The organism is Streptomyces aureus (assembly GCF_001418135.1).
Classification (GTDB): Bacteria; Actinomycetota; Actinomycetes; order Streptomycetales; family Streptomycetaceae; genus Streptomyces; species Streptomyces aureus_A.
This window is the reverse complement of the sequence record NZ_LIPQ01000049.1, coordinates 1-13,287: the sequence shown is the minus strand read 5'-3', so window position 1 is coordinate 13,287 and position 13,287 is coordinate 1. Positions and strand designations below refer to the sequence as shown.

Below are 13,287 nucleotides of genomic sequence, written 5' to 3'. Positions count from 1 at the left end.
GCGGGACGCGGTCGCCGCGGCCGCCGGATATCTGCGCTGGCTGGGATTCCGGGACGTGGTCCAGCCAGAGGAACGCCCCGCGTCCGGGGTGGACCTGCGGGCGCCGGGGCTCGTCGCGCAGGTCGACCCGAGCACCCGGGCCACCGGGCTCCGGGCCGTCGAATGCCTCTGGCTGAACGGACTGAGCGCCTCCTCCGTGAGCGTGTTCTTCTCGCTCGCCGGCTACACCCCGGATGCCCGGTCGCGGGCCGCCGAGGTCGGCCTTCCGCTCTTCGTGCTCGATCTGACCGGCACCCCGCAGCCGGTGAACAGCGCCGCCGACGACCTCGCCTCGGGCGCCCTCTGAGGGTGCCGTCCACGGGTGCCGACCGGGCGCGTCCACGGGCGCCGTCACGGGCCCCGCACCTGAGGAGTGGCGCCCCCAACACCTCGGCATCCGAAACCGGCCATTCACGCGTGACGATCACGCTCCCCCGGGCACAACACCTTCGGGGGGTGGGCGTCATGCCGACGGGGATGTGGTGGTTCATAGGAGCGGCCTGCGGCCAACTGCTGCTCGCCGTCGCCTTGTTGCGAACCCGCAGCAAGGAAAGCGAAGGGGCGCGTCCGGACGACGTGCCGCCGCCGCAGGCCCTGGCTCTGCTGCGGGGCGGACGGCGGGCGGCCGTCACCGTGGCGCTGGTGGCACTGCACCAGCGCGGGGCGGTCGCGGCGGGTCGCAAACATACGATTCGGGCCAACGGCGGCCCCGGCCGCACCCGGGACCCCGTCCAGCTGGGGGTGCACGGGGCGCTCCACCGGGCGTTCGCGTTGCGCGATCTGGCGCTGCGCCCCGAGGCGCGGCGGGCGGTGGACGCACTGCGCCGCGAGTTGCGCGGGGCGGGGCTGCTGCAGCCGCCGGCGCGGTGGTGGGCGGCCAGGGCGCTGCTCGGCTGCGTCCCGCTGACGGTGGCGGCGGGGGCGTACGCGACGGGGGCGACCGGTACCGGTCTGGCCGGGGCGCTGGCGGCCGGGGCCCTGCCCGTCCTGCTCGCGACGGTGGTGCTGCTGCGGCTGCCGCCGTCGACCCGGGCGGCGCGGCGGCTCCTCGCCGGGCTGCGGGACCGGTACCCGCTGCCGGCGCATCGGCGTGAGGTGACGGACGGGAGGCTGGTCCAGCTGTACGTCGCGCTGTACGGCGATCCGGCGCTCGCGCTGTTCCTGCCCCACTTCTCGCGGGACGGCGGGCTGCTCGACCGGCCCGGTGAGGCGGACCGGAACCGGCCGCCGCAGGATCGTGGTCCGATTCCGGGCAGCGGCTCGGGGTGAGGCCGCGCCATACTGTCGTATGCGCATCAGAGCGGCCGCACCGGCCGAACTCCCGCTGCTCCAGGACATCGAACGGGCGGCGGGCGAGCCGTTCCGTACTCTCGGCATGGCGGCGATCGCCGACGACGACCCGCTGCCCCTGGACGTCCTGGAGTCCTATCGCCGTGCGGGCCGGGCGTGGGTGGCGGTGGACACCGCCGATCGCCCGGTGGCGTATCTGCTGGCCGACACGATCGACGGCTCCGCCCACATCGAGCAGGTGTCGGTGCATCCGGACGCCGCCCGCCGGGGCGTCGGCCGGGCGCTGATCGAGCATCTGGCGGCGGCCGCGAGGGATCAGGGCCTGGCGGCGCTGACCCTGACGACGTTCACCGAGGTGCCGTGGAACGCGCCGTACTACGCGCGGCTCGGCTTCCGTCCGCTCACCGACTCCGACCCGGCGCTGACGGAGGGCCTGCGCGCCATCAGCCGCGCGGAGGCGGCCCATGGCCTCTCGGTCTGGCCCCGGGTGTGCATGCGCCGGGAGGTCCGGCACGCCCCGGCGGACCTGGGCGTGCCGGAGGCGCGGGAGGCACGGCAGGGAGTGAGGGGGGCCTAGGCCGCGCCGCCCGGCTCGCCGAGACCCTGGGCGGCGCCGCCCGGCTCGCCGAGGTCCTGGGGAGCGCCGCCCGGCTCGCCGTACCGCTGCCGCAGTTCCACCTTCCGTACCTTCCCGCTCACCGTCATCGGGAACTCGGTGAGGACCTCCACCCGGCGCGGGATCTTGTAGTGGGCGAGCCGGTCGCGGCAGAAGGCGGTGACGTCCTCCAGGGTGGGCGGATCGGCCGGGTCGCGGGGGATGACGCAGGCGAGGATCTCCTCGCCGTAGCGCTCGTCGGGCACGCCCACGACCTGGACGTCGGCGATCTTCTCGTACCCGTGGAGGAACTCCTCGATCTCGCGCGGGTACACGTTCTCGCCGCCCCGGATGATCATGTCCTTGATGCGGCCGACGATCTGGACGTAGCCGTCGTCGCGGATCACCGCCAGGTCGCCGGTGTGCATCCAGCGGCCGGAGTCGATCGCCTCCGCGGTCTTCTCCGGTTCGTCCCAGTACCCGAGCATCACGCTGTAGCCACGGGTGCACAGTTCGCCCGCGGTGCCGCGCTCGACGGTGAGGCCGGTCGCCGGGTCGACGACCTTCACCTCGACGTGCGGCATGACCCGGCCGACCGTGCCTGTGCGGCGCTCCAGGTCGTCGTCGCGGCGGGTCTGGGTGGAGACCGGTGAGGTCTCGGTCATGCCGTAACAGATCGACACCTCCGCCATGTTCATCTCGGCGACGACCCGCTTCATCACCTCCACCGGGCACGGCGAGCCGGCCATGATTCCGGTGCGCAGGCTCGACAGGTCGTAGGTGGCGAAGTCGGGGAGGTTCAGCTCGGCGATGAACATCGTGGGTACCCCGTAGAGCGAGGTGCAGCGCTCCTCCTGTACGGCCCGGAGGGTGGCGGCCGGGTCGAAGGAGGGCGCGGGGATCACCACGCAGGCGCCGTGCGAGGTGGCGGCCAGGTTCCCCATGACCATGCCGAAGCAGTGGTAGAAGGGCACCGGGACGCAGATGCGGTCCTGCTCGGAGTAGGCGATCATCTCGCCCACGAAGTAGCCGTTGTTGAGGATGTTGTGGTGGGAGAGCGTGGCCCCCTTGGGGAAGCCCGTGGTCCCCGAGGTGTACTGGATGTTCACGGGCTCGTCGCAGGAGAGCGGCTCGGGGCGCGGCTCTCCCGGCGTACGGGCGAGGAACGCGTCCCAGCCCGGGTCGCCGAAGTAGACCGCCTCGCGCAATTCCGGGCATTCGGAGCGCACTTGGTCGACCATCGCCCGGTAGTCGCTCGTCTTGTGCGCGAGCGAGGCGAAGAGCAGGGTGATCCCGGCCTGGTTGAGGACGTACGCCAACTCATGGGGACGGTAGGCGGGGTTGATGGTGACCATGACCGCGCCGATCCGGGCGGTGGCGTACTGCACGAGGACCCACTCGGCGCAGTTGACCGCCCAGATGCCGACCCGGTCGCCCTTCCGCACGCCGCTGCCGAGCAGGGAACCGGCCAGCCGGTCGACGTCGGCGCCGAATCGGGCGTAGGTCCAGCGGCGTCCGGTGGGCACGTCGACGAGTGCCTCCCGGTCCGGCCAGGCGGCGACGGCCCGGTCCAGGTTGGCGCCGATGGTGTCGCCGAGGAGCGGGGTCTCCGACACCCCGTGGGCGTAGGAGAGTCCGGTGGGCGCGACGGTTCCGGACGTGGTCATGCGAGGTCCCCTTCCACGAATTCGCTGCCGCCGCCCTCGGCGGTCAGCCGGCGCAGTTCCACCCGCCGGATCTTGCCGGAGACGGTCTTGGGCAGCTCGGCGAACTCGATGCGCCGGACCCGCTTGTACGGGGCGAGGACCGCGCGCGAGTGGGCGAAGAGGGCCTTCGCGGTCTCCGCGTCGGGCTCCCAGCCGGCCGCGAGGACGACGTACGCCTTGGGGACGGCGAGCCGCAGCGGATCCGGGGCGGGGACGACGGCGGCCTCGGCGACGGCCTCGTGCTCCAGGAGCGCGCTCTCCAGCTCGAAGGGGCTGATCTTGTAGTCGGAGGCCTTGAAGACGTCGTCGGCGCGTCCGATGTAGGTGATGTACCCCTCGGCGTCCCTGGAACCGATGTCGCCGGTCCGGTAGTAGCCGTCGGCCATCGCCTCCGCCGTACGCTCGGGGTCGCCGTGGTAGCCGGTCATCAGGCCCACCGGGTTGGTGGACAGGTCGAGACAGATCTCGCCCTCCTCCACGCCCGCCCGGCCGCTCACCGGGTCGACGAGGGTGACCCGGAAGCCGGGACTCGGGCGCCCCATGGAGCCCTCCTTGAGGCGCTGACCGGGGCTGTTGGAGACCTGGACGGCGGTCTCGGTCTGGCCGAAGCCGTCCCGGATGGTGACGCCCCAGGCGCGCCGCACGGACTCGATGACCTCGGGGTTCAGCGGCTCGCCGGCGGCGACGACCTCGCGCGGCGGGGTCTTGAGCAGGCCGAGGTCGGACTGGATCAGCATCCGCCACACGGTCGGCGGGGCGCAGAAGCTGGTGACGCCGTTGCGCTCCATCTCGCTCATCAGCCGGGCCGGGTCGAAGCGCGTGTAGTTGTGGATGAAGACGGTCGCCTCTGCGTTCCACGGGGCGAAGAGGTTGGACCAGGCGTGCTTGGCCCAGCCGGGCGAGGAGATGTTGAGGTGGACGTCGCCGGGCTTGAGGCCGATCCAGTACATCGTCGAGAGGTGCCCGACCGGGTACGAGGTGTGGGTGTGCTCGACCAGCTTGGGGCGGGCCGTCGTGCCGGACGTGAAGTACAGCATGAGGGTGTCCTCGGCGAGGGTGACGCCCTCGGGCTCGAACACCTCGGACTCGCGGGCGGCGTGCTCGTACCCCAGCCAGCTCACGCCGTCGCCGCCGACCGCGATCCGGGTGTACTCCCCCGGGACGTCGTCGAACTTGGCGGTGTCCTCGGCGCGCACGACGACGTGCCGGGCGCGGCCCCGTTCGACGCGGTCGCGGAGGTCGGCGGGGCCGAGGAGCGGGGTGGCGGGGATGACGACGGCGCGCAGCTTCATGGCGGCGAGCACGGTCTCCCACAGCTCGGCCTGGTTGCCCAGCATCACGATGATCCGGTCGCCGGCGCGGACTCCCTGGGCGCGCAGCCAGTTCGCGACGCGGTTGGAGCGCGCGGACATCTCGGCGAAGGACACCTTCGTCTCGGATCCGTCCTCCTCGACGATGTGGAGCGCGGTCCGGCCGTTGCCCTCGGCGATGACGTCGAACCATTCGAGCGCCCAGTTGAACCGGTCGGACCGGGGCCAGGCGAATCCCTCGTAGGCCGTCTCGTAGTCCTCGCGGTGCTGGAGCAGGAAGTCCCGGGCCGCCCGGAACCTCTCCGTCGCACCGGTCGCGCTCTGTGCCGTCATTCGTCCTCCTCGTTGCGGGACACGCCTCGGACATCGTGTAATCAGTGACCCAGGTCTCACTACCCCCGTTCGGGGGTGAAGGAGTGGTCCCGTGCCCGAGCAGAGGGAAACGGCCGAGCTGCGTGCGGCGCTGCTGCGGCTGCGCCGGGGCAGCGGACTGCCCGTGGTCTTCGGCGGGCTGCTCCAGGACGGGCGGGCGATGCGGATCGGCGAGACCTGCGGGGCGGTGACGCCCGCGCTGCACGGCCTGACGATCTCGACCGGATCGGGCCTCGGCGGCAAGTGCCTGGCCCTGTCCCGGCCGTGCGCGGTCACGGACTACCCCTCGGCCCGGCACATCACCCACGAGTACGACGGCCCGGTCGCGGCGGAGGGGCTGCGCTCGGTGATCGCGGTGCCCGTCGTCGTACGCCGCAAGGTACGCGGTGTCCTGTACGGGGCGCTGCGCGACGCCCTGCCGATCGGCGAGCGGGTCTTCGACGCGGCGGTCGCGGCGGCCCGTGACGTGGAGCAGGCCCTGGCCGTACGGGACGAGGTCGGCCGTCTCGACACCGCGCCGGCCTCGGGGCCGTCGTGGGAGGAGGTCCGCCAGGCCTACGGGGAGCTGCGCGAACTGGCCCCTCAGGTGCCGGACCCGGAACTGCGGGAACGCCTGCTCGCGGTCTGCGGCCGCCTGGAGACGGCCTCGGGGGCACCCCGCGCCCTGCCGGGGGTGACGCTGACCCCCCGGGAGACGGACGTCCTCGCGGCGGTGGCCTCGGGCGCGACGAACGCGGCGGCGGCGACCCGCCTCGGCCTGCGCCCGGAGACGGTCAAGGGCTACCTGCGCTCGGCGATGCGCAAGCTGGGCGCGCACACCCGCCTGGAGGCGGTGGTGGCGGCACGGAGGGCGGGGGCGCTGCCGTAGGGCTCGTCGGGGACGGCCGCGGGCGGCCGGCACGTCACCGGAAGAAGTCCCGTGCCTCCCGCTGGGGCCCGTACAGCAGACAGCCGACGGCCTCGTGCGCGGTCAGGCCCAGGAAATAGGGACCGGTGTGGTGCAGGAGGAAGAAGCGCCCGGTGTCGTCGACGAGGACCATCGCCCCGTCGAACGTCTCGTATCCGACGGGAAACAGCCTCCTGCCCAGGTTCCGGGCGAGCTCGGCGACGTCCTCGCCGCTCTCCTCGTAGATCCAGTGCGGGGTGAAGCCGATGGCGGCCGGTGGAGTTCCCGGAATCTCCAGGCGCAATTCGCCGAACTCCCGGACGAAGTCCCGAGCGGCGGAGAACGGTTCGACCGGATGGCCTTCCCCGGCGAACCGGTCGACGACGAACGCCAGGAGTCCGGGCAGCCGCGCGCCGATGTCGCGCCCCGGGTGCCAGCCGGCCGCGGCGAGGGCGGCGGCCACGGCTTCCTCCCTCGGCACTCGGCCGTCTCCGCCGTCACCCGGCATGGACGATCTCGTACGGGATGTCCGACGGCGTCATGAGCCGGAGGGTCCGCTCGGCCTCGGAGGTGAGCTCGGCGCGCTGGGCGCGCGTCAGGTGCGCGAAGGGCTCGACGGTGAGGGTGGTGCGGTCCTTGCCCTCGTCGAGGCGCCAGAGCCCGGCGAGGAAGCCGTCGAGGAGGAAGACTCGGTGGGCCTGGTTGCCGGTCCAGGTGCGGCCCTTGTGCTCGGTGGGCATGACACGGCTGCGGTTGGCGTGCGACAGCAGCAGGTTGTCGAACTCGGGAAGGAACCGGGCCGGGGCCGGGGTGTCCTCGTCGGGGCGGGGCGCGTCGGGCAGGTCGAAGAGCTCGGTGCCGCGCTCGTCCTGGAAGACGAGGAGCCGGGGCCGCAGCCGTTCGAACGCCTCACCGAGTCGGGTCAGGCCGCACCAGGTCTGCATGTCCTTGACGGAGGCGGGCCCGAAGGCGCCGAGGTAGCGGAGCACGGTCTCGTCGAGATCGGCGGCGCCGTCGGCGGGATCGTCGAACCACTGGTCGGTCGTGGTGAGCGCGACCTGGCCGCCACGCCCCCAGAGGCCGCGCGGGGTGACCTGGACCAGAGGAAGGAGGCAGCGGGCGGCGACGGAGAGCGACTGCGGGTCGGCGTCGGGCCACCGTGGAAGCAGCTCTTCGCGCAGCTCCTTGGGCGTGCGGGGCCGTTCGGCGACGAGCGCGCGGGCGATCTCGGCGAGCCGGTCGAGATCGACGCCGTCGAGACCCCCGCGGGAGACGAAGACGGCGAGCTCGCGGTCGATGGCCCCGGGCTGGACGAGCCCGCGCAGGGCGACAGCGTCGCGAGCGGTGTGGGTGTGCACCGTGGAGCGCATGGTGACGATGCGGGCGACGTCACGGGACTCCATGAGCGCGGACAGCCGCTCGGGCCGGAATCCGTCGAGGCGGGCGGCGAGCGCGTAGTACGGCGGCTTGGTGTTCTGCGCCTGGAGGCCGAGCAGGTGCTCGACGGCCTCCGTGACGCCCAGGGAGGCGGGGCGGAGGAGCAGCTGGCGGTCGAGCGTGGCACGGTTCAGGGCGCGGACACCGAGCACGGGGTGGGTCGTCTTGAGGGCCATGATCGGCACGCTACCCGGCCTTGCGGACAGATACGGTCCGCAAGGTGATATCGGTGCCACCGCGACGGACGGAACACCGACGCCAATCCCTCATCATTCACCCGAAACCAACCCCATATATCCTTCCCGAAGACTCAGGAGGTGCACGAGATGTCCGACCGTCGCCCACGCCAGGCATGGCGCCGCCCCCCGGCGGAGCCGCCCGCGACCGCCGCTCCGGAGGCGCCGGAGGAGCGGCGGAGCGTGGTGCAGGCGAGCCTCTACCGGGACGGCCGCCGCGTCTCCTCGCCGGCGACGCTCGCGGAGACCTTCCGACAGCTGCGCGAGCACCCGGACGGCATGGCGTGGATCGGCCTCCAGCGCCCGACCGAAGAGGAACTCCACTCCCTGGCAGCCGAGTTCGACCTGCACGAACTGGCCGTCGAGGACGCGATGGAGGCCCATCAGCGCCCCAAGCTCGAAAGGTACGGCGACACGCTCTTCGTGGTCCTCCGGGCGGCCCGCTACCTGGACGCGCAGGAGGAGGTCGAGTTCGGGGAGCTCCACATCTTCGTGGGCCCGGACTTCCTGATCACGGTCCGCCACGGCGCGGCACCGGACCTCTCCACGGTCCGCCGCCGCATGGAGAAGGACCCGGAACTGCTCGCCCTGGGCCCGGAGGCGGTCCTGTACGCGATCCTCGACGCGGTGGTCGACGGCTACGCGCCGGTGGTGGCGGGCGTCCAGAACGACATCGACGAGATCGAGACGGAGGTCTTCGGCGGCGACCCGGCGGTCTCCCGCCGCATCTACGAACTCTCCCGGGAAATGGTCGAGTTCCAGCGCGCGACCCGCCCGCTGGTCGGCATGCTGCACGGCCTGATGGCAGGCTTCGCCAAATACGGCACGGACGAGGAACTCCAGCGCTACCTCCGCGACGTGGCGGACCACGTCACCCACACCAGCGAGCGCGTCGACGGCTTCCGCCAGGCACTCGCGGACATCCTCACCGTCAACGCGACCCTGGTCACCCAGCAACAGAACGCGGAGATGCGGGCGTTGGCGGAGGCGGGCTTCGAGCAGAACGAGGAGATCAAGAAGATCTCCTCGTGGGCGGCCATCCTGTTCGCCCCCACGCTGGTGGGAACGATCTACGGCATGAACTTCGACAACATGCCGGAGCTGCACTGGGCGGGCGGATATCCGTTCGCGATCGTGCTGATGGCCGTGGTCTGCACGAGCCTGTACGTCATCTTCAAGAAGCGGGACTGGCTGTAGCGACGCCATCGGCATCACGGTGGGCGCCCGCGCCGACGGGACGCTGACCGCCGTGCGGATGCGGGTCGTGCCCCACACCGGCGCGTACGGCAACCACGGCCCCGCGGTGACGTTCCACAGCGTCGGCGAGCGAGAGCCCGTTCAACCCGGTCGGCCCCGCGTTCACCAACGCCCTGCGGGACGCCACGGGCATCCGCTTCGCCGAGCTGCCGGCGACCCGCGACCGCGTCCGGCTCACCCTCGACCGCCGGGCGGGGTCCGAGGTCCGAGATACCGGTATCACCCAGTGACACCCAGAGAGCCGTCGTCGCTTCCTCCAAGTCCCCTCGCATTCGCAATGGAGAGTCCCACAACGTTGTTGCAGATGAGATCGGACCCGGCCTACGGTGTCGCATATGCAGTCCTACACGATCGGGCAGGCCGCTCGTCTGCTGGGCGTCAGCCCGGACACGGCACGGCGCTGGGCGGACGCGGGCCGGGTGGCGACCCACCGCGACGAGAGCGGCCGGCGCGTCATTGACGGGAAGTCGCTCGCGGAGTTCTCCGCGGAGATCGCTCAGGGCGACGACGACGTGTCGTACACCTCGGCGCGCAACGCGTTCCCGGGGATCGTCACGGCGATCAAGCTCGGCGACGTCGCGGCCCAGGTCACGATCCAGGCCGGTCCGCACCGGCTCGTCTCCCTCCTCACCCGTGAGGCCGTGGAGGAACTGGGACTGGAAGTCGGCATGCAGGCCACCGCCCGCGTGAAGTCGACCAGCGTGCACATCGACCGCACCTGACCACCCCTCACGCGGTACCGAGCTTCTCGGCCGTCGGCGCGGCGGCCTCCCACCGCACCTTCCGTTCCCCTCAAGGAGTCCAGACCCTCATGTCCCTCCCGCTCACCCCCACCAGACGTCGTACCGCCGCGGCCGTGCTCGCCGCCGCCCTGCTGGTGCCGCTCGCGGCCTGCGGGAACGAAGACGACACCACGACGGACGCCGCAGGTCCCTCGGGCTCGGCCGCCGGCTCGGCGAGCGGCGCGCCCGCGGCGAACCTGACCGTGCTCGCCGCCGCCTCGCTCACCGACGTCTTCAAGACCGCCGGTGCGGCGTACGAGAAGTCCCACCCCGGCACGAAGCTCACCTTCTCCTTCGCCGGCTCGCAGGAGCTCGTCGCGCAGGTCTCGCAGGGCTCGCCCGCCGACGTCCTGGTCACCGCCGACACCAAGAGCATGGACAAGGTGAAGGCCGACACCGGCACCCCCGCGATCATCGCGAAGAACCGGCTCGTGATCGCCACCGGCGAGGGCAACCCCTTCAAGGTCGACGACCTGAAGGACCTGGCCGACACCAGGCTCAAGGTCGTCCTCGCCGCCCCCGAGGTTCCGGCCGGCAAGTACAGCAAGCAGATCCTGGACGCCCGGAAGGTCACGGTGAAGCCGGTCTCCCAGGAGCCCAACGTGCGCGCCGTCCTCAGCAAGGTCGAACTCGGCGAGGCCGACGCCGGCCTCGTCTACAGGACGGACGCCGCGAGCGCCGCGGACAAGGTCGACGCCGTCGAGATCCCCGACGACCAGAACGCCATCGCGAGGTACCCGGCCGCCACGGTCAAGGACTCCGGGAACGCCGAGGCGGCCGCAGCCTTCGTCGCCTGGCTTTCCTCGCCCGAAGGCCAGAAGATCCTCCAGGACGCCGGCTTCCAGAAGCCGTAGCCGGCCGGAATCACCAGATCGTGAGGGCTGCCCGTCCCGGGGGAACGGGCAGCCCTCCTCCCTCATGTCTTCGGGGTCGTCGATGAAACGAGCAGGCGTACGCACGGCCAGCACCCGGCCGCCCCTGATCCTCGCGCTGCCCGCGCTGCTGGCCGTGGCCTTCCTGACCCTGCCGCTGCTCGGCATCCTCGTCCGGACGGAGTGGGGCGAACTCGCCGACCACCTGCGCTCGCCGGGCACGGTCGAGGCGCTGAAACTCTCCCTCGTCGTGTCGTTCTGGGCGCTGGGGCTCTCCCTGCTGCTCGGTGTGCCGCTCGCCTGGCTGCTGGCCCGCGTGCCGTTCCCCGGCAAGGCCCTCGTCCGCTCCCTCGTCCTGCTGCCGATGGTGCTGCCGCCGACCGTCGGCGGTGTGGCGCTGCTGCTCGCCTTCGGCCGGCGCGGACTCCTCGGCCCCTGGCTCGAGAGCACCTTCGGCGTCGTCTTCCCGTTCCACACCTCGGGGGCCGTGATCGCGGCCACGTTCGTCGCGATGCCGTTCCTCGTCATCAGCCTGGAAGGTGCGCTCGGCGGGCTGCGGCCCCGGTACGAGGAGACGGCGGCCTCGCTCGGCGCCTCGCCGGTACGGGTCTTCTTCACCGTCACGCTGCCGATGGTCGCGCCCGGCCTGATCGCGGGCGCCGCCCTCACCTGGGCGCGGGCGCTGGGCGAGTTCGGCGCCACGATCACCTTCGCCGGGAACCTGCCGGGAACGACGCAGACGCTGCCGCTCCAGGTCTATCTGCTGCTCCAGGACGAGCCCGAGGCCGCCACCTCCGTCTCGCTCCTGCTCCTCGCCATCGCCATGGGCGTACTGATCGCCCTGCGCGGCCGGTGGACGGGGGCGCCCTCGGACCGTCGTCCCCGCCCCGCCCCGGGTGCCGGGCGGGAGGAGCCGGCGCCCGTCCCGCAGTCTCCTCCCGCGCCCGCCCGGCCGAAGGACACCGGACGCTGGGCGCTGCACGCCGAGGTCACCGGCTTCACCCGACTCACCCTGGACGCCGCCCCCGGCACCACCATCGCCGTCGTCGGCCCCAACGGAGCCGGAAAGACCACGCTGCTGCGCGCACTGCTCGGCCTCACCCCCCGCGCCCACGCCGACCTGCGGCTCGGCGACGAGGACGTCACCACGCTGCCCCCGCACCGACGGCATGTCGCCTGGGTCCCCCAGGACGGCGCGCTGTTCCCGCACATGAGCGCCCTCGCCAACACGGCGTACGGACTCCGCGCCCAGGGCGTCGGACGCGCCGAGGCCCGGCGCGAGGCCCGGACCTGGCTCGACCGGCTCGGAGTCGGCCCGCTCGCCCATCGCCGGCCGAGCCAGCTCTCCGGCGGGCAGGCCCAGCGCGTCGCCCTGGCCCGGGCGCTGGCCGCCAGGCCCCGGCTCCTCGTCCTCGACGAACCGCTCGCCGCGCTCGACCAGACCACCCGCGCCCATGTACGCCACACCCTGCGCACCCACCTCACCGGCTTCGGCGGCGTCTGTCTGATCGTCACCCACGACCCGGTCGAAGCGGTCTCGCTCGCCGACCGCGTCCTCGTCCTCGACGAGGGCCGGGCCCTCCAGGACGCGGCCCCCGCCGAGGTCACCCGGCACCCCCGGTCCCCCTGGGTCGCCCGCATGCTCGGCCGCAACGCCTGGCCGGGCACGGCGACCCCGGAGGGCCTCGCGCTGGACGGCGGCGGCACCCTGGTCGCGACCGACCCGCCGCCGCCCGGCACCCCCGCGCTCGCGATCGTCGCGCCCGAGTCGGTGGCCGTCCACCGCGAGAGGCCGGCGGGCAGCCCCCGTAACGTCTGGCCCGGCACCGTACGCGAGATCACGGCGAGCGGCAGCCGGCTCCGCGTCCTGATCACCTCCGACCGGGCCCCCGACCTCGTCGCCGAGATCACACCGCAGTCGGCGGCCGAACTCGGCCTCGCCGACGGGGTGTCCGTCTGGGCGAGCGTCAAGGCGACGGAGGCGACGATCGTGCCGCTGTGAGGGGCTCGGCGCTTCGAGGGTCCTGCGGCGGCGCGGCCGCCGCAGGACGGTCTTCGCGGCTCGTCGGGAACGAGGGAGTCCCGGCAGGAGGCGCGCGCCGGTGGTGCTGACGGTCGAGGGTTCGCGGGAGGTCAGTCGCCGCGCGGCGCGTACATGATGACGGCCATGCCGGCGAGGCAGACCAGCGCGCCGACGACGTCGTAGCGGTCGGGGCGGTAGCCGTCGGCGACCATGCCCCAGGCGATCGACCCGGCCACGAAGATCCCGCCGTACGCGGCGAGGATGCGACCGAAGTCGTCGTCGGACTGGAGCGTGGCCACCACCCCGTACAGGCCGAGGGCGATGACTCCGGCGCCGATCCAGACCCAGCCCTTGTGCTCGCGGACGCCCTGCCAGACGAGCCAGGCGCCGCCGGTAGGCTCACGGATCATGACTGTCGCTCGTTCCGTCGCCCTGTTCGCGGTGGCCGCCCTCTTCGAGATCGGCGGCGCCTGGCTCGTCTG

The 13,287-nt window shown here is 72.6% G+C and carries 12 protein-coding genes and 2 pseudogenes; 9 read left to right on the top strand and 5 right to left on the bottom strand.

What is annotated here, in order from left to right; all coding sequences use genetic code 11:
- The 3 genes and pseudogenes from AOK00_RS05870 to AOK00_RS05860 all read left to right on the top strand — a co-directional run.
- Positions 1-346: pseudogene (locus AOK00_RS05870) on the top strand (hypothetical protein); the annotation flags it as partial.
- A 158-nt stretch (positions 347-504) separates the two neighbouring features.
- Entirely contained in the window at positions 505-1,308 is an 804-nt protein-coding gene (locus tag AOK00_RS05865) for a TIGR04222 domain-containing membrane protein (protein ID WP_055599248.1), read from the top strand.
- Positions 1,309-1,327: 19 nt separating this feature from the next.
- Positions 1,328-1,906 (top strand): GNAT family N-acetyltransferase, encoded by a 579-nt coding sequence (locus tag AOK00_RS05860; RefSeq protein WP_254047255.1) that lies wholly within the window; start codon positions 1,328-1,330, stop codon positions 1,904-1,906.
- On the opposite strand, the gene AOK00_RS05855 is transcribed toward AOK00_RS05860, so the two are convergent.
- Positions 1,903-3,591, bottom strand: coding sequence for an AMP-binding protein (locus tag AOK00_RS05855; RefSeq protein WP_301554184.1), 1,689 nt, complete (start codon positions 3,589-3,591; stop codon positions 1,903-1,905). The genes AOK00_RS05860 and AOK00_RS05855 overlap by 4 nt on opposite strands.
- Entirely contained in the window at positions 3,588-5,273 is a 1,686-nt protein-coding gene (locus tag AOK00_RS05850) for an AMP-binding protein (protein WP_055599246.1), read from the bottom strand. Before AOK00_RS05850 ends, AOK00_RS05855 begins: the two co-directional genes overlap by 4 nt.
- 91 nt (positions 5,274-5,364) lie before the next feature.
- On the opposite strand from AOK00_RS05850, the gene AOK00_RS05845 reads away from it, so the two are divergent.
- Entirely contained in the window at positions 5,365-6,180 is an 816-nt protein-coding gene (locus tag AOK00_RS05845) for a helix-turn-helix transcriptional regulator (RefSeq protein WP_055599245.1), read from the top strand.
- Positions 6,181-6,214: 34 nt separating this feature from the next.
- On the opposite strand, the gene AOK00_RS05840 is transcribed toward AOK00_RS05845, so the two are convergent.
- The gene (locus AOK00_RS05840) at positions 6,215-6,661 is read right to left on the bottom strand and encodes an SUKH-3 domain-containing protein (protein ID WP_254047254.1); all 447 of its coding nucleotides are present in this window, start codon (positions 6,659-6,661) and stop codon (positions 6,215-6,217) included.
- 34 nt (positions 6,662-6,695) lie between these two features.
- Positions 6,696-7,811: a winged helix DNA-binding domain-containing protein gene (locus AOK00_RS05835; protein WP_055599247.1), complete on the bottom strand. Its 1,116-nt coding sequence runs from the start codon at positions 7,809-7,811 to the stop codon at positions 6,696-6,698.
- A gap of 150 nt (positions 7,812-7,961) precedes the next feature.
- On the opposite strand from AOK00_RS05835, the gene AOK00_RS05830 reads away from it, so the two are divergent.
- The 4 genes from AOK00_RS05830 to AOK00_RS05815 all read left to right on the top strand — a co-directional run bounded on the left by AOK00_RS05830 (position 7,962) and on the right by AOK00_RS05815 (position 12,784).
- Positions 7,962-9,068: a magnesium and cobalt transport protein CorA gene (locus AOK00_RS05830; RefSeq protein WP_055599243.1), complete on the top strand. Its 1,107-nt coding sequence runs from the start codon at positions 7,962-7,964 to the stop codon at positions 9,066-9,068.
- Positions 9,069-9,463: 395 nt separating this feature from the next.
- Positions 9,464-9,850 carry a TOBE domain-containing protein gene (locus AOK00_RS05825; RefSeq protein WP_055599242.1) on the top strand — a complete coding sequence of 129 codons (387 nt, stop codon included), beginning with the start codon at positions 9,464-9,466 and terminating at the stop codon, positions 9,848-9,850.
- An 89-nt stretch (positions 9,851-9,939) separates the two neighbouring features.
- Positions 9,940-10,764: a molybdate ABC transporter substrate-binding protein gene (modA, locus tag AOK00_RS05820; RefSeq protein ID WP_055599241.1), complete on the top strand. Its 825-nt coding sequence runs from the start codon at positions 9,940-9,942 to the stop codon at positions 10,762-10,764.
- 82 nt (positions 10,765-10,846) lie between these two features.
- Positions 10,847-12,784 carry an ABC transporter permease gene (locus AOK00_RS05815; RefSeq protein WP_055599240.1) on the top strand — a complete coding sequence of 646 codons (1,938 nt, stop codon included), beginning with the start codon at positions 10,847-10,849 and terminating at the stop codon, positions 12,782-12,784.
- Between the two features lie 131 nt (positions 12,785-12,915).
- Here AOK00_RS05815 and AOK00_RS05810 read toward each other — a convergent pair whose 3' ends face one another.
- A complete protein-coding gene (locus tag AOK00_RS05810) occupies positions 12,916-13,215 on the bottom strand; it encodes a YnfA family protein (RefSeq protein ID WP_055599239.1) in 300 nt (99 codons plus the stop codon).
- Here AOK00_RS05810 and AOK00_RS41555 point away from each other — a divergent pair.
- Positions 13,214-13,287 (top strand): annotated as a pseudogene (locus AOK00_RS41555) (YnfA family protein); the annotation flags it as partial. The gene AOK00_RS05810 and the pseudogene AOK00_RS41555 sit on opposite strands and share 2 nt — an antisense overlap.